We start from the raw sequence: 18,627 nt of genomic DNA on the forward strand, positions 1-18,627 counted from the left end.
GTATTCCGATAAGCAACCGATGCAGCCGAGAAAAGGGGGAAACCAAAGTACATAAAATAATTAGGTAGAGACATTTTCAAACTTTCGTTAGAATTATGACATATGAATATTTGAGAACAATGAAATAAACTTAGAATTTTCTGATGTTTACGGAGGCCGATCCATTGAAACCAAAACTAGAAGATGTAGCGAAGCGTGCGGGTGTCTCCCCAACGACGGTTTCCAGAGTAATGAATAACAGGGGATATATCAGTGAAAAGACACGTGCGTCAGTGTATAACGCTATGGAAGAGCTGAATTATGTACCAAACGATATGGCCAGATCGCTGCTAAGCAAGCAAAGCAACATGATAGGATTGATTTTCCCAACGGTGAGTAACCCCTTTTATGCGGAGTTAATATTTCATATTGAGCTTGCTTGTGAGGAGCTGGGGTATAAGGTTTTTCTCTGCAATAGTTTGAAAAACGCGGAGAAGGAAGCTAATTATTTGAGCATGCTGCTGCGGAACCAAGTGGACGGAATTATTGTCGGCAGTCATAACAGGGGCGTCTTTGAGCGAGTAAACTCTTCGTTCCCCATTGTTTCTATTGACCAGCATATTTCTGAGCATGCGGTTGTGGTCTCCTCGGATAATTATTTGGGTGGAAGGCTGGCAACTGAACATTTAATTCATAGAGGCTGCCAAAAAATCGTTCATATTAATGGGCCGTACATGCTGCAAACTGATACGCGTTTTCGCTTGGAAGCCTACCAAAAAACGATGGAGAATCATGGGCTTGAAGCCATTTTTTACGAGGTTCCAAGGTCTTTTGACCAAGAATTATATAAACAAGTCATTCACCAGATTTTTAGTGAGCATCCGGATGTGGATGGTATTTTTGCGAGTGATGATATCATGGCGGCAAACGTTTATTTTGAAGCCTTGAAGACAGGCAGACGCGTGCCGGAAACCTTGAAAGTCGTTGGATATGACGGGACAGAGACGGCCCAAGCTTTTATGCCACAGTTAACCACCATTCGGCAGCCGATTAAGCTAATGGCTCGGCAAGCTGTGGAAATTTTAAACAAACAGATAAATAATCAGGACTACTCGGAGGATCTGAATCCTCTGCTCCCTGTCCATTTGGTCCTTGGAAGTACAACCTAAAATAATATCTTGCACGGTTATTCAGCCGCCCGTCCACAGTCTATTCCCTGTTGCGGGCGGACTTTCATTTTACGATAATCCCCAGGCGTGATGCCCTCCAGCTTTTTGAACATGCGGCCAAAGGCAATCGAGGTTGTATAGCCTACCTGCTGGGCAATATCCTGCACAGGAGCAGTGGTTTCCACCAGTCTTCGTTTGGCATCCTCCATGCGAAGCTGCACGAGGAAGTCCACGAATTTCATGCCAAATTCCTCTTTGAACAGCTGGCTGGCGTATTTGGGCTTTAAGGCGAACTTGTCGCTGATATGCGTCAGTGACAAATCCGGATCGGCAAAATGCTTCTCGATGTATTGCTTGACACGGTTAATGGTCTCCAAATACTTGTTAGACGTCTTGTACAAGGCGTATTGTGCAAAATAGCGTTCCAGCTGTGCATGAAACAAGGTATGCAGCTCGCTTAACTGTCCTGTATGCTCCATCTGTGTCCGAAGCTCGGTGACAACCTCTTCAAGCTGGCTGCGGACGACAGGGTCAGCCACGCTTTCTGCCTCCTCCAGCAGTAGCATCAGGCCGTATTGTACGATGGCGAGCAGCTCTTCGTCGGCCAAACGCTCTTCCTGCATTCGGCTAAAAATCGCGTCACTCTGCTGTTTCCAGCTCTCGTTCATCGCGCGAAGCTCCTTCATGCATGCTGCCATCATCCGGTAATAGGAATAGGCAGAGTAAGGAGCTGCCTGCGCAGTTACGGCATATGGAATAGCGCTGTGCTGATCGTGGATCAGCTTGTAGCGCAGGGCGGCATTCGCTTGCCTGAACGAATCGGCAGCGTCTGCCAACGAATGAGCAGGCAGCCCAACACCGATGCGTACCGTCAGGTTCAGATGGTGTGCCACCCAGCGAATCAGCTTGCCCATACGTACCAGCAGGTCGTCCGTCACCCCGGACATCCAGAGCACGGCTAGCCGATCCGGGGCGATCCATTCCGTCTCAATGCTTCCTTCAATCTGCCACCTCTCGCGAATAACATGGACCAGCGAGAATTTAAGAAAGCGCTGGTCACGCTCACCATTACGCTGCGTAAAATCCCGGTAATCGTTCAGCTCTACGACAGCTACGGCGCAGGTATCCCTCAGCTCAGGCAGCCCGAACAGGCGAGCCTTTTCCTGCCACTCTTCGTCGGTGACGGGCTGCTCGCCTTCCAGCCAGTCCCGAATGAACTGGCGCTTGCCAAGCATCCAATCCTCCTGATGGCGCTGTTCGTAATGCCGGGTGGTTTCCACCAGATTTTCCAGCGCTTTCTCGATGTAGGCAAACTCGTCGGCAGCCTTTTGCTTGGGCAGATGCTGCAGGGGAACCTGCCGTATCCGCTCCAGCAGCAGCTCCACCGGACGATAGCTGCGTTTGAAGATATATACGCATGCGAACAGGCATAGTACAGCCACAGCAATTCCAATCGCGATCCACAGGTAGGAGATGACGGATACCCAGCGGGAAAGCGGACCTTTCTTGAGTCCGCTGTGCAGGGTCCAGCCGAGATAGGAGGAGTAGCGTTCAAAGGTATATTCCTCTGTGGCTGATACGCTATTCTGATCATTCTGATCTTCATTTCCTCCGGCAGTCTGGAGAGATTGCCCGTTGGCGTCCCGAATGTCGAGCAGCGCTACATCGGGGCTGGTCATATGGTCAATCCGCCGAATGAGCTTGTCGGTATCTACATTGATCACGACCATGCCCTGACTGCCAAGCGGCAGCGGGAAGCGCTGAATCAGGGAAATGACCTGCCTGGGCGGCGTCAGCACACTATCCGTGAATGAGCGGACAGGCAGCCATTTGCGGGCACGATTCGAGGGGAAATGGGCGGCAACGAATTCCTTGTCCGGGAAAGCAGGCAAGGGGGTGATTTCCCGCTGCGTCAGCACGACGGCATCGGCAGAGCGGTATACATAGATGGAGCGAAGCTCAGGGTATGCACCTGCCAGCTTGTCCAAATCGCGGGATAATTCGTATTGGGTCACACGTATATTTTCGCCAGTAACATCATTCATGAACCGATTCAAAGACCGGTTTATCGCCAGTTCCCGCAATACAGAGACTTCGATTTCCTCCACCGTGGATTCCAGCGTATCTGCGATGTATCCGGTCGAAACGGCATTTGCCTTCTCCGCTTCCTTTGTGATCTGGTCGGTCACGATAATAAAGGACACGAAAATAACGGCAGAGATCATGGTGAGCACAAGCGGCAGGTAAGACAGCAGTATGCGCTTGTAGCCCTTTTTCTCGACCCATTCATCTGCTGCTCTCCGCCTGTTCACGGTTATCACCTTCACCCCACCGTACCCCTTTCGCATGTTCTGACCACATTTATAAAAATAGACGCTTCAGCTCCTGTACACGGTCTTCAATTCGATCCGGTATGATGCGAAACAGCGAAGACCATGGCATGAACAGCTCCGGTGCCAAGCGGTATTCTGCAAACTCCATGGCAGGTACAAAGGATAGCGACTGGAGATAGCGCCGTACAAGTCCGTCAATTTCATCATTCGTTGCAATCAGGCCGTGGAACAGCTCGTTCGTCAGCAGCCCGTCGACCCCGGCGCGTTTGTTCGCATTGGTATACAGATCCGGTAACAGCTCAAAAATATCCACGGTTGGCGAGAATGCGTGCTTTCCCGGTTGAGAGAACAGACGCACATGCGTACCATCCAGTACGTTACTGCGGTCCTTGAGTAGGCCCTTGAGCACCTTGCCGTGAAAGCTGGCTTCGCAATCTACGACTTCACCGTCATGCCCGACATAGACCCACACATGCTCCAGCTCGTAGAGGTGGCCAATCTCGTAGTCCCACCAGATGGCGTATTCCACAATATGCTGCACCCGTTCGTCTGTAAATTCCAAAGTACGTCGAAAGGATGGGGAAGGCCCAGGTTGATCCAATACCGTAACACCTACAAAATCCGGGTAAAACGGCTCTTTGTGATCAAACATCAGGTAAGGCGCATATCGCAGCCATAAATCAGTGTTATTGTCATCATCGGGTATATTCATGGCGGAACCTCCGTATCGTGTAATGTAACTAAGCGGCATGCCTCGTCTATATGACACCCGGTGTGCATTTTGAGGGACAAATAGGTACTGTTCTACTATTGTGGAGCCTAATTGTTATTGAGAGATTAAAGAGAAGAGGCTAACTCGTTAATTTTTTTTCGAAGAAAAGAAAATAGATGTCATTTCAAAAAAGTCTATACATATAAATTAAATGTATAGACAAATACAGCAAGCGGATTTATAATTACTGTGCAACCGTTTTCTGGTAAACGTTTCTAGTAGTTAGCATCCAATCAGACCTTGAAGGGAAGGAACAATCATGAAGAAAATTTTACTGGCGTGTAGCTCAGGTATGTCTACAAGTTTGCTGGTTACCAAGATGCAGGATTATGCCAAGTCCATTGGAGACGAGGCTGAAATTTGGGCAGTAGGTCAAGATCAGGCGTCAGAAGATATGGCTAAGGCAGACGCGGTATTGATTGGCCCGCAAATGAGTTTTCTTAAGGGACAGCTGGAAAAGGAAGCAGCTCAATATGGTATTCATGTAGAAGTAATTGACATGATGGCATACGGAATGGTCGACGGTAAGAAAGCCTATGAGCAGGCCGTGAAGCTGGTGGAACGTAAAAATGGATAAAGTCAACATAGCTGAACTGACGGAAGAGCAAATTAGTTTCCAGCTTATTCTTCATAGTGGAAGCGCTCGCAGTAAAGTGATTCAGGCACTGACCGAATACCGTAATGAGAATGTGGAAGGTGCGGACGATCTGCTCAAGCAGGCGAAGCAGGATTTGCGTGCTGCCCATGATATCCATTTTCAAATGGTCAAGAAGGAAGCGGGAGGAACCCAGACTCCTTTCTCGCTCCTTCTGATGCATGCCGAGGATCATCTGATGTCCACGGCTACCATGAAGGATTTGGTTCAAGAGCTGCTGGAGTTGTTCAAATCCAGAAATTTATAGCTGGACCTGAAGATTTGTGAAATTTGTGACATGAAATGCTTGCAACCATTTGATGCAAGTCACTTCGCGGGGAGGAATAGGCTTTGTTTGAAAAATTAAGCCGGATACTGATACCTATTGCCGGTAAACTGAACAACAACCGCTATCTTACTGTACTACGTGATGCATTTATGCTGTCATTTCCATTAACAGTTTTTGGCTCCATTATTGTTGTTATTATCAATCTGCCGTTCTTAAAAGGGTGGATGGGCGAGGGCAATCTGACAACTTTTCAAAATCTGTTGAATATTGCGCCTAATGCCACACTGAACATCATGACCCTATTCGTGGTCGTCGGGATTGGCTATTACCTATCTCGAAGTTATAAGGTCGAGCCCATATTCGGCGGCATGATCGCGTTGGCCAGCTTTTTGATGCTGACCCCGTTTGTGCTGACACAAGAAAGCGGTGCTACGATTGCTGGGGTCATTCCGGTTGATCGGATTGGGGCCAAGGGCATGTTCCTTGGTATGATCGTCGCTTTTATTGCGGCCGAGATTTACCGAAAGGTGACACAGCGGAACTTTATTATTAAAATGCCTCCAGGCGTTCCGCCGGCAGTTGCCAAATCGTTTGCCGCTTTGCTTCCGGCGTGTATCACATTGGGCATATTTTTGATCATCAACGTTATAGTTACCCTGACCCTTCACAATAACCTGCATGATTTGATTTATCATGCCGTTCAGGCGCCGCTGGTGCATTTGGGCAGTGGAATTATACCTACATTGATTGCTATTTTCTTTGTTCAGCTCTTATGGTTCTTTGGGCTTCATGGTCAAATCATTATCAACTCGGTCATGGACCCAATCTGGAATACGCTGGCACTTGAAAACTATGAAGCGTACTCCAAAGGTTTGGAACTGCCGCATATTATCACTAAGCAGTTTGTGGATATTTATACAGTAGGTATCGGTGGTACAGGTATGACGCTGGCTGTGGTGCTCACGATTCTGATCTTCCTGAAGAGCAAGCAAATGAAGCAGGTCAGTAAGCTGGCCCTTGGACCGGGTCTGTTTAATGTCAACGAACCCGTCATATTCGGTCTGCCGATTGTGATGAATCCGCTTATTTTTGTTCCATGGGTCATTTCTCCAATGATCGTTACGCTGATTACTTACTTTGCCATGTCCACCGGGATTGTACCGCCGCCAAACGGGATACAGGTTCCTTGGACGATGCCGTTGTTCTTTAGTGGAATGATGGGTACGGGCTCCCTGATGGGTGGCGTGCTGCAACTGTTCAATATGGCTGTTGTCTTTATCATCTGGTTCCCGTTCCTGAAAATTATTGACCGGATGAACGTTCGTAAAGAGCAGGAAGAGGAGCTTAGCCAAGCAGCCATTGCAGGTAAGGATCAAACTGTTGGAATGTAACGTGAATGAGCTGCTGAACTAGCAGCTTGTTCATTGGAAAAGAGAGAGGAGTAGAGCTGTGAATCATACCGAAATGAAAGATATAGAGAAGCAAGCCATTCAATACCGTTTTCCATCCGACTTCTGGTGGGGTTCGTCAGCTTCGGCTACCCAGACAGAAGGAACCGTGGAGGGGGACGGCAAAGGACCAAACATTTGGGATTACTGGTTTGAGCAGGAGCCGAACCGTTTCTATGACGGGGTTGGCCCTGCCGATACATCCCGTTTCTATACCCGTTACAAAGAGGATATTGCACTCATGAAAGAGCTTGGTCACAACTCTTTCCGGTTCTCCATTTCCTGGTCGCGTCTGTTTCCGGCGGGAAGAGGTGCAATGAACCAGCAGGCGGTTCAGTTCTATAATGCCGTCATTGAAGAGTTGCAGCAGGCGGATATTGAGCCGTTTGTGAACCTGTATCATTTTGATTTGCCGATGGCTTTACAGGAAAAAGGAGGCTGGGTGAACCGGGAGACGGTCGAAGCTTACGTGGATTACGCTAACACTTGCTTTGAGCTGTTCGGGGATCGTGTAGCCAAATGGTTTACGCATAACGAGCCGATTGTCCCGGTGGAAGGCGGCTATCTGTACGATTTCCATTATCCGAATGTAGTGGATTTCGGCAAAGCCGTACAGGTGGGGTATCATACCCTGTTATCGAGCGCAAGTGTCATTAAGGCTTACAAAGAGGGAGGCTACAAGGGCAAAATCGGTATTATTTTGAACCTGACGCCGACCTATCCGCGTAGTCAGCACCCGGCAGACGTGCAGGCTGCTGAAATATGCGATGCGTTCTTTAACCGTTCCTTTTTGGACCCATCTGTGACGGGAGAATTTAATCCTTTGCTCGTAGAGCTGTTACGCCAAGAGGGATTTTTACCTTCGACAGAAGAAGGAGATCGGGAGATTATACGCCAGGGTACTGTGGATCTGCTGGGCATTAACTATTATCAGCCGCGCAGAGTCAAGGCCCGTGAAAGTCTGCCGAATCCGGACGCGCCTTTTGTACCGGAGCGCTTCTTCGATTATTACGTCATGCCTGGTCGCAAGATGAATGAGATGCGGGGCTGGGAAATTTATGAGAAGGGGATTTACGATATTCTGACCAATGTCAGACAGAATTACGGCAACATTGAGTGCTTCATTTCAGAAAATGGAATGGGCGTCCAAGGTGAGGAAAAATTCAGGGATGCGAACGGCATGATCCATGATGACTACCGCATTGATTTTATCCGTGAGCATCTCAAATGGGTTCAACGGGCCATCTCGGAAGGCTCCAATGTGAAGGGCTATCACTTATGGACGTTTATGGATAACTGGTCCTGGTCGAACGCTTATAAAAATCGCTATGGCTTCGTGTCTGTCGATCTTCAGGACGGAGGCAAAAGATCCGTTAAACAGAGTGGACACTGGTTCAAACAGGTGATCGAAAATAACGGATTCTAAGGTGGTGGGTGGTCCTCTGGACCGCCTTTTTTTCTTCATCGCTGGAAATGAGCTATGCTGTATACCGCTGGTGAGAAAGTGTAATGTTCGGTATACTACTTATACCGTAATACCTTAACGTCCCGCCTGCAGAGACATAAGAACCAGCGCTACCGATGTTTTTGGTAAAATGCTGACATAAAACAATTTTTAGTACAGGTGGTAGACAGATGAATAAATACGAGCGGATTGCGCAAGAGGTCAAACAGCGTATTATGAATAAGACCTATAGCGGTGATGATCCGATTCCCGATGAGATTTCACTGGCAAGTGAGTTCCAGGTAAGTCGGATGACGATCAAGAGGGCATTGGATACGTTAGTGATGGAAGGGCTGCTGAATCGTAAAAGAGGACACGGCACCTTTATCGTCAAATCGGTTCATAATAGTCCTGTTAACGTCGTTGTTAATGAAATGTTGGGGTTAACCAACGTACTGCGCGGGAAAGAAATTAAAAATAAGATTGTCGCCTTTGACGTTCAATTTCCATCCGCGGAAGTAGCAGCTCATCTATTTATTGATGCTAATTCCCCTGTATATCATGTGATCCGTCTGCGTGTTGTGGAGGGTGAGCCGTATGTTATCGAGCGCACGTACATGCCCACGAAGCTGATTAGTGGTATTACCGAGCAGGTGCTGTACGGCTCAGTGTACAAACATATTAAGGAGGAGCTGGGCCTTAATATTGTCGGTTTACATCGTACAATCCGGGCGTCCAAGTCGACAGAACTGGATCGGGAGCATTTGGACTGTGCAGCGGATGATCCAATCTTGGAAATTGAGCAGGTGGGTTATCTGGATACGGGTATACCATTTGAATACTCATTCTCACGGCATCGGTACGACAAATTTGTGTTTACCACAGTCAATCGGATGCGTTGAGTAAGTATGTACGAAGCGGATGATAATGTGGTAAATGGTAATGTGGTAAAAAGAAAACATGGCAGAAGGAGCCTCCTTTATGTAGGTGATTTCCTGCCATGTTCTTTTTCATGAAACGAATTAGTTACCCAGCAGTCTGACTTCATGCACCGTCGGGGTATACCAGTTGTTTGGATTATTAAATAGTACCGCATTTACGAGATTGATTCGCACGTAGCGGGCTTGGAAATTGACTTTGTCACTGGTAAAGCCATACGCAGTATTGGTCGTACGGTCAATGGTGGAATAGTTAACCCCATCTGTGCTGTATTCAATTTTATATTTGTAATACGCTTCAGAGCCTTTGTACATAAACCATGAAATATCTACTTCGTTGATCGTTTTCGTACTGCCCAAATCGACCTGCCACCAAGCGGGCCAGGATGCAGATGCAGCCTTCCACGAGGTTTGGGCATTGCCGTCGTTCGCCAGTGAAGCCGCAGAAGTGGATGCAACTGAGCTGGCAGTCGCGGTTTTGCCTTGCGCGTGATTCACAAGGGACGGCAGGATGACCGAACCTGTGGCCGCATTCAGATCCCAGCTGCTGTACCAGTTCAGGGCTGCTGTTTTATTGGAGTCATTCAGCGTCAGCGGCAGCCAAATGAATTTGTGGTCACTCAGATTGAGTGGGTTCCAGCGATCGCCCATATAGATGTAGCTGGTTCCTGCGCTGCCTGTAATCGTAGCGATGGAGTGAATTTGCGAACCATAAGCTGCCGGGTCACCGAAGGGTGACAGCGCAGACCAGCTTCCGGTCATGGAGCTGGCGGTGGCATAGGCTCCCTGGTTCGGATACCAGCCGGATGCCTGCGAGGTGAACAGGTAGTAGGTGTTGTTCTTTTTCACAACAGCAGGGGCTTCACGGTAGCCATTCTCGAAAATCCAGCCAACAAATGACTGTACTCCCGTATAGTCGGCTGTCAGCTTGAAGATCGCCATCGTATCATTGGCCCCGCCATTTTTACGAGAAGCCGTAATGAGGTAGCCGCTACCGTCGGTATCTGTAAACACCGTCATATCACGGGACTCATAATTCAGCGGACGGAAGCTGCCTTGGTAGACAAAATTCCCGTCGGGTGTATCGCTGATAGCGACAGCTACACGACCGAGTGAATAGTCTATACCATTTTCATAATGCGCCCATAGGACATATTTGCCGGTGGTTTTGTTGTAAATAACCTTGGGACGTTCGATTTTGCTGGAATTCAGCTCAGGGGCGGAATTTTTGGTGAGGATGGTGCTGCGGAAGGACCAATTTTTCAGATCGGTAGAGGTATAAACGTTCACTTTTTCAAATTTCCAGTTCTCGGCATGCTCGCCGTACCAATAATAAGTGGAACCTACTTTTAGAATATTGCCGCTGTTCGCCTGTATCGGATTACCTGCAGTGTCTTTCCAATCCGTTCCGTTGGTAATGGCTGTGCTTGCTGTTGCATTCAGAGATAGCTCTGCATGGGTGACGTTCAAGCTGTTGGGCAGCCGAGCCGGGGTCTCGTAGGTTGCATGAGTCACGCTTGTCGTATTGGCATGTGCTGCGTCGGGCTGAAGACCTGTACCGGCCACTGCAAGCAAGATACAAATCCATGCGCCTAACCATTTGCTGTTGTTGGTCCACTTCACGATATCATCTGCCTCCTTTAATACGGATAGGATAGACCGGAACGGCTTGTCCCGTGCCTCATCTTCGATTTTATCTTAATTGGAAGCGTTTACAAGTGGAATAAATTGAAGTCTTTGATGATTAGATTGTAAGACTCATAAGATTTTAATTTAAAACAGATTTGATACTGCGATGACAAATGTTGATTATTGTTGAATATAAGCGAAGGCAGATGAGCATGTGCTATTATGATCTATTGCTGTTTATCATTTGGCTAACGATGCTTGACGCGACTATGAAGGAAGAAGGAAGCCATATGAACATCAGAGAAATGCTCCAGACCCACCCTATCATTGCGGCAGCAGAACATGATCATGTGGCGCTGGCCGTTCGCTCTAAGGCGTGTGCGGTGCTGCTGATGCATGGCAAGATTACAAGTCTGCTGGAGACGGAATTTCAGGAGCTGAGGAAGCAAAAGCCGGTGTTTGTACATACGGATCTGGTCAAAGGGCTTTCCAATGATAAAGAGGCTGCAGCGTTTCTGGCCGGGCATGTACAGCCTGCGGGCATCGTAAGCACCAAAAGTGCTACGATTCGTGCAGCCAAAAAAGAAGGGTTGCTGACCATTCAGCGTGTTTTCCTGATTGACACAGGATCGTTCCAAACCGCAATTCGCAGTATTAAAGAGAATGAACCTGACGCAATTGAAATCATGCCGGGGATCGCGCCATCTATTATTCCGGCTTTTCAGGAACAGACAGGCTTGCCTATCATTGCTGCTGGACTGATATCGACACCGGAGCAGGTGGAAGAAGCAATGAAGGCAGGGGCAGATGCCGTATCGCTAAGCCGATCAGAATTATGGAATTTGTAGGTTCGTGAATTTCATACGATATCTTGGGTGGAGACCATGAGAACCCATAGCTATCCTTTACTGAATGTGATAAGGGGATACCTATGTGTTTTTTTGTGTTCTCTTTTGCATTCAATCGTTCAAGCAGTACAAAAAATCTCAAGGAACAGGTGATTAAGAAATGATGAAGAAAAAATGGGTATGGGGTACAGTCAGTGCGGTAATGGCATTAACTCTGGCAGCATGTTCTGCAGGGACAGGTACGAGTGGAGCTGGACTGGCTGGTCAAGATGGCAGTAGCACAAGCAAGGTAGCCATTGCATACAATAACCCGCCATTGTGGGCCAATTGGGAAGCTGTCCAAGCAAAATTTATGGAAAAGACAGGCATTCGTGTCCCGGCAGATAATAAAAACAGCGGACAAGCCATGACCGCAATGATCGCAGAGAAGAACAAGCCAGTGGCGGACGTGGCCTATTTGGGCATTACCTTTGGACCGCAGGCGGTTAAAGAAGGAGTGGCTGAAGCCTACAAACCTGAGCATTTTAACGAAATTCCTGCAGACCTTAAAGACCCTGACGGCAAATGGATGGCTGTCCATTACGGAGCGATTGCTTTCATTGTGAATAAGGATGCGCTCGGGAATGTGCCTGTGCCTCGTTCATGGGCTGATCTGCTCAAGCCAGAGTATAAAGATAAAGTTGGCTTCTTGGACCCGACTTCTGCAGCAGTGGGATATAGCGTGGTAACAGCAGCCAATATTGCTATGGGTGGAACGCTCGATAATTGGGACCCAGGCATCCAATATCTAAAGCAACTGGAGCTGAATGGTACGATCCATCCGAAACAGACGGCAACCGCCAAAGTTATGAAAGGTGAGATTCCAATCCTTATTGATGCTGATTTTAACGGATATACGATGAAATACAACGATCAAGCTCCCATTGAAGTCGTGATTCCGAAGGAAGGCTCCCTGAAGGTTCCTTATATCGTGTCCCTCGTCAAAAATGGTCCTAATCAGGACAACGGCAAGAAATATATAGACTTTATGCTGTCGGATGAGGGTCAACAGTTATTCGCTCAAGGTTATGTACGTCCCATCCGTGCCGTAGATATTCCACGTGAAACAAAGGACAAATTCCTGCCGGAAAGCGACTATGCGCGTGTACAAAGTGTAAATTATGAACAAATGAACAAGGTGCAGACAGAAGTGAATGAACGTTGGAAAAACGAAGTAACCGCTGGCAAATGATAATGATAAAGAGGAGAGAAGTATGGGTATGGTAAGGCACAAAATCTTTTTTCTAACGCCGATCATGATCATCTTCAGTTTCTTTTTTCTCTATCCACTGGTTATTCTCGTGTTAACGAGCCTGAGGAGTGAGGGAGACGGAGCGATGACTCTCCACAACTACACACAAATACTTACTGACCCCTACTATTCTAAAGCACTCGTCAACAGTTTGCTGCTCTCCCTTGCCGCAACCGTATCCTCTCTGGTTCTGGCAGGACTTCTAGCCTTTTTTCTGGCACGGAACGAATTTAAGGGCAAAACGCTGTATTTTACCTTGCTGACATTTCCAATGTCGCTTCCGGGTGTAGTTGTTGGCTTTATGGTCATTATTTTGTTTGGTACTACGGGTGTAATGCCGATGTTGAGCAAATGGCTGACAGGTACGCCTTCCATGGCAGTTGCCTATACGATCACAGGCATTTTGCTGGCTTACTTGTACTTTGAAATTCCGAGGGTCATTCTATCGCTATATGGCGCGATCCAGCATTTTGACCGAACTTTGGAGGAGGCGGCCAGAACGCTGGGAGCGTCACCCTGGCAGGCGATTCGTTATGTGGTGCTACCGACCGTATTCCCGATTTTTATAGCTTCTGGTGCGCTGGCTTTCTCTACATCGATGAGTGCGTTTGGTACTGCGTTTACGCTGGCTAATAACTTCGACATATTGCCGATCCTGATGTATAACGAGTTTACTTTAAGCTTCAAGATTGAGGTGGCGAGCGCGATAGCCGTTGTGATCGGAATGATTTGTGTGCTGATGAATCTAACGAATCGCATCATTATGGAGAGGGGGATGCGCTAATATGCAAAAGTTGGGCAAAGGCATCATGTATGCTCTGATTGTGATCGTCAGCCTGTTCATGATGATCCCCCTTTTGTTCACCGTGATCGGTTCGTTCGCCAATTACTGGGGGTCAAGCCTGTTTGCTTCGGGCTGGACTTTAAAATGGTACCGGGAAGTGTTTCACTATTACGGCGCCACCATTCTCTTCACACTAGTGATTGCTGTCTCAACCGTAATCATTAATGTGTTGCTGGGCACGATGACGGCTTACCAGTTTTCCAAAACGAACAGCCGCTGGATGATGATCATGGAGGAAATTTTGACTTTGCCGATTGCAGTGCCGGGGGTCGCGATTGCGCTGGCGCTGATCCAGACTTATGCGCCGCTTCGGGAAGCGGGCTGGCTGATTTTGCTAGGACATGTCATTGTGACGTTCCCTCTAATTTTTAGAACTGTGCTAGGGACACTCAGAACCAAGAACTTCAAGGCACTTGATGAAAGCGCGGCTACGCTGGGAGCAGGCCCTTTTTACCGTTTTTTTTATGTTATTCTGCCAAGTATCAAATCAGCGGTATTGTCGGGAGCTATGCTGGTATTCCTGCTGTCGCTCGGAGAATTCAATATGACATTTTTCCTGTATACACCGCTTAAAGTGACCCTGCCTGTAGGACTGTATGAAGCTTACTCTTCACTGCGGATCGAGATCGGGAGCGCGTACACGGTGGTATTTCTGGTCATTGCAGTTCCATTGATGTTCATTCTGCACAAGCTGAATCAGTCTTCGACGTATACCAGAGGAGGGGTCTAAACATGGGGGAAACCTATATTCGCATTCGTGGGGTGCATAAGACGTATCCGGACGGAACGGCGGCACTTGAACCGATCAATCTGGATGTTCAGCATGGTGAGGTTCTGGTTCTGCTCGGGCCTTCAGGCTGCGGCAAAAGTACCCTGCTGCGCATTATGGCTGGTCTGGAGAATTCAAGCGGCGGCTCCATTAACGTCAATGGAGTGGAGATCAACCATCTGCTGCCGGAAAAGCGGGATATTGGGCTGGTGTTCCAGCAGTATGCTTTGTTCCCGACGATGACCGTTGCGCAGAACATTGCTTTTGGCATGAAGCTCCGCAAGAAGAGCAAGCAGGAGATTGCGGTTAAAGTGCAAGAGATGCTGGAGCTGATGAGTCTGCAAGAACTGAAGGATCGCAGGCCTTCTCAACTATCTGGCGGACAACAACAAAGGGTGGCGGTAGCGCGGGCGTTGGCTACGGAACCTAAAATTCTGCTGATGGACGAGCCGTTGACAGCACTGGATGCCAAGCTCAAGGAGTACCTGAGGATTGAGCTGGCCCAGCTCTTCCGGAAGCTGAACATCACGACTATCTATGTTACGCATGATCAGGTGGAGGCTATGGCGATTGCCGACCGGATTGCGGTGATGGATAAAGGAGTGGTTCGGCAGATCGGTACGCCCAAGGAAGTATATCATCAGCCAAAGTCTTCTTTTGTGGCACAATTTGTCGGACAGGTCAACCGATTGAAGGGACAGGCCGTTCATACAAAGGAAGGCTGGTCGGTGCAGTTCGGCTTTGCCCTCACACCATATCACGGCAGTCGAGATTTTATTGAGGGAGAGGAAGTGGAGGCATTTCTCAGACCTGAAGATATTGAGGTTGAAGCGTCAACGGGTCAGGGTTTCCCGGTGCGTATCCGGGAGAGCATCTTCCTCGGGGAGCGTTATAGGGTCATAGCGGATGCAAATGGGCATAAGCTGCTGCTGGACGTTCCCAATGATATTCATCTAAACGAAGGGGATCAGGTGCAGCTTCGGCTTCAGCATCACAAGCTTATTTATACGTAGAACAACATACAGCATTGAGGAGGAACGTCAGCATGAACACACAAATCAGCTACTCTGATCTTCCATTATTAACACGTTCAGTCGAGGAGAACGTGGAACAACTGGTGAACCATGGCGCGGATAAAATTGAACTGCTTATGGACGGTATCCAGTGGAATTGCATGGATGAGCAGATCAAGAAGATAGGTAAGGCTTTGCGGCCCCACCATTGTACCTTTTCCGTCCATCCTCCAGCGTGGGATACGAATCTGACGAGCGAGAATCAGGCGATCCGTACAGCTTCTTATGAGGAGTACAAAAAAGCCATTGAATTTGCGCATGAGATTGAAGCAGAACATGTAGTCATCCATCCGGGCTTTTGCTTCTCTCCAGCCTTTGATAAGGTTGTAGCTCAACATCGTGCACAGGAGTATCTGCACCAGCTTTGTCAGGTAGCAGGGCCTCTTGGAGTCAAGTTGGCAGTTGAAAATGTAGGCTATAACGGTGCTTCCATTTATTCGGAACAAGAGTATTTGAGCTGTCTGGATCAGTTGGATCATACGGCAGGTTATTTGATTGATACGGGACATGCCCACTTGAATGGCTGGGATATTCCGCAAATGATTCGCAGTGTAAAGGAACGTCTGTTTTCTGTTCATATTCATGATAACTCTGGTGTTGGTGATGAGCATCTGCCCATCGGAGAAGGCTCCATCCACTGGCAGCCCATATATGATGCATTACAAGAAGTGGATGCTCCCTGTCAACTGATTCTGGAATATTCTCCTGGAACAGCCCTGAACCATTTAGTGAAAGGAAAGCAACTGCTTCGGCAGCATCTTGCACTATAATCCTTTGAACTTAAACGCCATATCACATGGGCAGGGGACGATTGGGGAGATGGACCCGTCCCGGTATGAAGCCTACTTTTTTGATCTTGACGGAACAATCTATACAGGCAGCGAGTTATTGCCGGGAGTGAATGAGGTGATTTCTCGTCTGATTCAGTTGGGCAAGAAGGTCATGTATTTGACTAACACAACGATATATACCCGCGAGGAGTGTCGTGACAGGCTTCAGGCTATGGGCTTGGAGCCTTCGGTAGACGACATTTTGACAGCAGGCTATGTATCAGGGATGTACCTGAAGGAGCAGCAAGAGGATGTACGGGCGTTCGTTATTGGAGAGCGGGCGCTTGAGCAAGAACTGGATGTGCTGGACATTATCCTGACGGATAATCCAATGGAAGCTACGCATTTGGTTGTCGGACTGGATCGGGAGTTCTCGTATGCCAAAATGACGGCAGGTATGAATGCAGTCAGGAACGGGGCCAGGTTTATTGTGGCAAATCCTGATCCGTTCTGTCCTGTACCTGGCGGAATCATACCCGATTCATGGCCTATCGCCAAAGCAATTGAAGCGGCGAGCACGCTTGATATTTCAGTGATGACAGGCAAACCCTCCACTTATTATATAGATAGGGCATTGCAATTATCAGATGTGGATGCAGGGCGCTGTCTGATGATCGGAGATCGTTTGGAGACAGATATCATGATGGGTGTCAACAGTGCTGTCCACACAGCGCTAGTTCTTACCGGAGTCACAGGGAGCGAGGGCTTGCTTAAGAGCGCCATTGTACCTCATTATGTATTTAGTACACTTGAAGACTTGCTGAAGTGGCTATAGTCAATATTTTGTAAGTGAATGAAAAGGGGAACGTCCGTCGGCTCAGGCCTATAGGTGTTCCCCTTTTTGCCTGCTTGTAGAAAGGTCATTACTTACACCGGAAACGTTTATGAGTGTGAGTTTTGTCATTGACATGTTCGAATTATTCAAATTTAAAGTGACTGTGATCACATTAACGGTTACTTTATGTGGGTATACTGGGTTGTAAATGGAGGGTTAACAATGGGGTGCATATGTTGAGACACCCTTTGTTCATCTTATTTTGGAGAGAAGAGGGATACAAAGATGCTGAGTGAGCAAACCATTGCAACGATCAAATCGACTGTACCTGTTTTGGAGGTTCATGGCACTACGATTACCAAGCGCTTTTACCAAATGATGTTTGAGGCTCATCCCGAGCTACTCAATATATTCAATCACGCTAACCAGAAGCAAGGACGTCAGCAAGGGGCACTGGCCAATGCTGTATATGCGGCTGCACAGCATATTGATCGTCTGGAGGAAATCCTTCCGGTGGTGCGGCAGATTGCGCATAAGCATCGCAGTTTGGGAATTAGGCCTGAGCATTATCCTATCGTCGGAAAATATCTGCTTGCTGCGATCAAGGACGTGCTGGGGGATGCGGCTACAGACGAGATCATTAACGCTTGGGCCGAGGCCTATGGTGTGATCGCTAATGTATTTATAGACGTGGAAGCTGAAATGTACAACGAGGCGGAACAGCAGCAGGGAGGCTGGTCAGAATTTAAGAGTTTTGTTGTGCAGAAAAAGGTCAAGGAAAGCGACCAAATTACGTCCTTTTATCTGGTGCCGCAAGATGGACAGGTGTTGCCTGCATTCGAGCCTGGGCAATATATCAGCCTAAAGATGCAGATTCCGGGTGAACATAATACCCACATCCGTCAATACAGCCTTTCGGATGCACCGGGCCAACCTCACTACCGGATATCCGTAAAACGCGAGGATGCTGTAGGGTCCCGTCCAGCGGGTAAAGTATCCATGTATCTGCATGATCAGGTACAGGAGGGCGATGTGCTGCAGGTATCTGCACCGGCTGGTGATTTTACGCTGGACCAGGCAGATCACAGACCTGTCGTGTTAATTAGCGGTGGAGTCGGGCTAACACCGATGGTCAGCATGCTGGCTTCCTTGGTGAAGTCTGCCCCGGATCGCCCTGTTACCTTTGTCCATGCAGCAGTCAATGGGGATAACCATGCTCTGCGTAATGAGGTGGAAAAGTTGGTCGCCGCACATGCACAGGCCGCAGTTCGGTGGTGTTACAGCAGACCAACAGAGCAGGATCGGCTGGCGCAGGTCTTTCACAAGGAAGGCCGTCTGGACCTGCCTTGGCTGCAATCCGTGGTGCCGGAACGGAACGCCCAATATTACTTTTGCGGTCCTGAGGCGTTCATGCAATCGGTGTATGGCCTGTTGAAGGAGTGGAATATCCCTGTTTCGGATATCCACTATGAGTTTTTTGGCCCTGCCAGTGCATGGGAAGCAGAAGCGCAGTAAGACATCACAAAAAGACGAAGGACGGTTGTCCTTCGTCTTTTTTGCGA

17 protein-coding genes are annotated in these 18,627 nt (G+C 48.2%); 14 read left to right on the forward strand and 3 right to left on the reverse strand.

What is annotated here, in order from left to right; genetic code table 11:
* Positions 1–164 precede the first annotated feature (164 nt).
* The gene (locus KQI_RS0111910; protein WP_010346977.1) at positions 165–1,148 is read left to right on the forward strand and encodes a LacI family DNA-binding transcriptional regulator; all 984 of its coding nucleotides are present in this window, start codon (positions 165–167) and stop codon (positions 1,146–1,148) included.
* Between the two features lie 17 nt (positions 1,149–1,165).
* Here the strand turns inward: KQI_RS0111910 and KQI_RS29235 are convergent, their stop codons facing one another.
* Complete coding sequence (locus tag KQI_RS29235; protein ID WP_010346978.1) at positions 1,166–3,475, reverse strand: helix-turn-helix domain-containing protein; 2,310 nt, start codon at positions 3,473–3,475, stop codon at positions 1,166–1,168.
* Positions 3,476–3,509: 34 nt separating this feature from the next.
* Entirely contained in the window at positions 3,510–4,193 is a 684-nt protein-coding gene (locus tag KQI_RS0111920; protein ID WP_010346979.1) for a hypothetical protein, read from the reverse strand.
* 319 nt (positions 4,194–4,512) lie between these two features.
* Between KQI_RS0111920 and KQI_RS0111925 the strand changes: the two genes are divergently transcribed.
* The 5 genes from KQI_RS0111925 (at position 4,513) to KQI_RS0111945 (ending at position 8,970) form a co-directional block, all read left to right on the forward strand.
* Positions 4,513–4,830: a PTS sugar transporter subunit IIB gene (locus KQI_RS0111925; RefSeq protein WP_007433040.1), complete on the forward strand. Its 318-nt coding sequence runs from the start codon at positions 4,513–4,515 to the stop codon at positions 4,828–4,830.
* Complete coding sequence (locus KQI_RS0111930; protein WP_010346980.1) at positions 4,823–5,155, forward strand: PTS sugar transporter subunit IIA; 333 nt, start codon at positions 4,823–4,825, stop codon at positions 5,153–5,155. The genes KQI_RS0111925 and KQI_RS0111930 overlap by 8 nt, the downstream gene beginning before the upstream one ends.
* An 83-nt stretch (positions 5,156–5,238) precedes the next feature.
* Positions 5,239–6,567: a PTS cellobiose transporter subunit IIC gene (gene celB, locus KQI_RS0111935; RefSeq protein WP_010346981.1), complete on the forward strand. Its 1,329-nt coding sequence runs from the start codon at positions 5,239–5,241 to the stop codon at positions 6,565–6,567.
* A gap of 73 nt (positions 6,568–6,640) precedes the next feature.
* Positions 6,641–8,050, forward strand: a complete 1,410-nt coding sequence (locus KQI_RS0111940) for a glycoside hydrolase family 1 protein (protein WP_010346982.1) — start codon at positions 6,641–6,643, stop codon at positions 8,048–8,050.
* A 209-nt stretch (positions 8,051–8,259) separates the two neighbouring features.
* Entirely contained in the window at positions 8,260–8,970 is a 711-nt protein-coding gene (locus KQI_RS0111945) for a GntR family transcriptional regulator (RefSeq protein ID WP_010346983.1), read from the forward strand.
* 120 nt (positions 8,971–9,090) lie between these two features.
* Here KQI_RS0111945 and KQI_RS0111950 read toward each other — a convergent pair whose 3' ends face one another.
* Positions 9,091–10,629, reverse strand: a complete 1,539-nt coding sequence (locus tag KQI_RS0111950) for a family 43 glycosylhydrolase (protein WP_010346984.1) — start codon at positions 10,627–10,629, stop codon at positions 9,091–9,093.
* Positions 10,630–10,925: 296 nt separating this feature from the next.
* Here KQI_RS0111950 and KQI_RS0111955 point away from each other — a divergent pair, with 296 nt between their 5' ends.
* From KQI_RS0111955 to hmpA, 8 genes are all read left to right on the forward strand, one after another.
* Complete coding sequence (locus tag KQI_RS0111955) at positions 10,926–11,483, forward strand: glycerol-3-phosphate responsive antiterminator (protein ID WP_029390126.1); 558 nt, start codon at positions 10,926–10,928, stop codon at positions 11,481–11,483.
* Positions 11,484–11,643: 160 nt separating this feature from the next.
* Entirely contained in the window at positions 11,644–12,714 is a 1,071-nt protein-coding gene (locus tag KQI_RS0111960; RefSeq protein WP_241763899.1) for an extracellular solute-binding protein, read from the forward strand.
* A 28-nt stretch (positions 12,715–12,742) separates the two neighbouring features.
* The gene (locus tag KQI_RS0111965) at positions 12,743–13,558 is read left to right on the forward strand and encodes an ABC transporter permease (RefSeq protein WP_039774389.1); all 816 of its coding nucleotides are present in this window, start codon (positions 12,743–12,745) and stop codon (positions 13,556–13,558) included.
* 1 nt (position 13,559) lies between these two features.
* Entirely contained in the window at positions 13,560–14,348 is a 789-nt protein-coding gene (locus tag KQI_RS0111970) for an ABC transporter permease (protein WP_010346988.1), read from the forward strand.
* Positions 14,349–14,350: 2 nt separating this feature from the next.
* The gene (locus tag KQI_RS0111975; RefSeq protein WP_010346989.1) at positions 14,351–15,400 is read left to right on the forward strand and encodes an ABC transporter ATP-binding protein; all 1,050 of its coding nucleotides are present in this window, start codon (positions 14,351–14,353) and stop codon (positions 15,398–15,400) included.
* 32 nt (positions 15,401–15,432) lie between these two features.
* Positions 15,433–16,230 carry a sugar phosphate isomerase/epimerase family protein gene (locus KQI_RS0111980; RefSeq protein ID WP_010346991.1) on the forward strand — a complete coding sequence of 266 codons (798 nt, stop codon included), beginning with the start codon at positions 15,433–15,435 and terminating at the stop codon, positions 16,228–16,230.
* Positions 16,231–16,279: 49 nt separating this feature from the next.
* Positions 16,280–17,065, forward strand: a complete 786-nt coding sequence (locus KQI_RS0111985; RefSeq protein WP_010346993.1) for an HAD-IIA family hydrolase — start codon at positions 16,280–16,282, stop codon at positions 17,063–17,065.
* A gap of 285 nt (positions 17,066–17,350) precedes the next feature.
* Positions 17,351–18,580, forward strand: coding sequence for an NO-inducible flavohemoprotein (gene hmpA / locus KQI_RS0111990; protein WP_010346994.1), 1,230 nt, complete (start codon positions 17,351–17,353; stop codon positions 18,578–18,580).
* Positions 18,581–18,627: the final 47 nt, after the last annotated feature.

The organism is Paenibacillus peoriae KCTC 3763, assembly GCF_000236805.1.
Taxonomy (GTDB): Bacteria; Bacillota; Bacilli; order Paenibacillales; family Paenibacillaceae; genus Paenibacillus; species Paenibacillus peoriae.

What these genes read in the sequence shown, in the direction of transcription:
- KQI_RS0111970 (WP_010346988.1), top strand. Translation starts at nt 13,560, where the DNA reads ATGCAAAAGTTGGGCAAAGGCATCATGTATGCTCTGATTGTGATCGTC.
- KQI_RS0111920 (WP_010346979.1), bottom strand. Translation starts at nt 4,193, where the DNA reads ATGAATATACCCGATGATGACAATAACACTGATTTATGGCTGCGATAT.
- KQI_RS0111945 (WP_010346983.1), top strand. Translation starts at nt 8,260, where the DNA reads ATGAATAAATACGAGCGGATTGCGCAAGAGGTCAAACAGCGTATTATG.
- KQI_RS0111965 (WP_039774389.1), top strand. Translation starts at nt 12,743, where the DNA reads ATGGTAAGGCACAAAATCTTTTTTCTAACGCCGATCATGATCATCTTC.
- KQI_RS0111980 (WP_010346991.1), top strand. Translation starts at nt 15,433, where the DNA reads ATGAACACACAAATCAGCTACTCTGATCTTCCATTATTAACACGTTCA.
- KQI_RS0111955 (WP_029390126.1), top strand. Translation starts at nt 10,926, where the DNA reads ATGAACATCAGAGAAATGCTCCAGACCCACCCTATCATTGCGGCAGCA.
- KQI_RS0111985 (WP_010346993.1), top strand. Translation starts at nt 16,280, where the DNA reads ATGGACCCGTCCCGGTATGAAGCCTACTTTTTTGATCTTGACGGAACA.
- KQI_RS0111925 (WP_007433040.1), top strand. Translation starts at nt 4,513, where the DNA reads ATGAAGAAAATTTTACTGGCGTGTAGCTCAGGTATGTCTACAAGTTTG.
- KQI_RS0111930 (WP_010346980.1), top strand. Translation starts at nt 4,823, where the DNA reads ATGGATAAAGTCAACATAGCTGAACTGACGGAAGAGCAAATTAGTTTC.
- KQI_RS0111940 (WP_010346982.1), top strand. Translation starts at nt 6,641, where the DNA reads ATGAAAGATATAGAGAAGCAAGCCATTCAATACCGTTTTCCATCCGAC.
- hmpA (WP_010346994.1), top strand. Translation starts at nt 17,351, where the DNA reads ATGCTGAGTGAGCAAACCATTGCAACGATCAAATCGACTGTACCTGTT.
- KQI_RS0111960 (WP_241763899.1), top strand. Translation starts at nt 11,644, where the DNA reads ATGATGAAGAAAAAATGGGTATGGGGTACAGTCAGTGCGGTAATGGCA.
- KQI_RS0111975 (WP_010346989.1), top strand. Translation starts at nt 14,351, where the DNA reads ATGGGGGAAACCTATATTCGCATTCGTGGGGTGCATAAGACGTATCCG.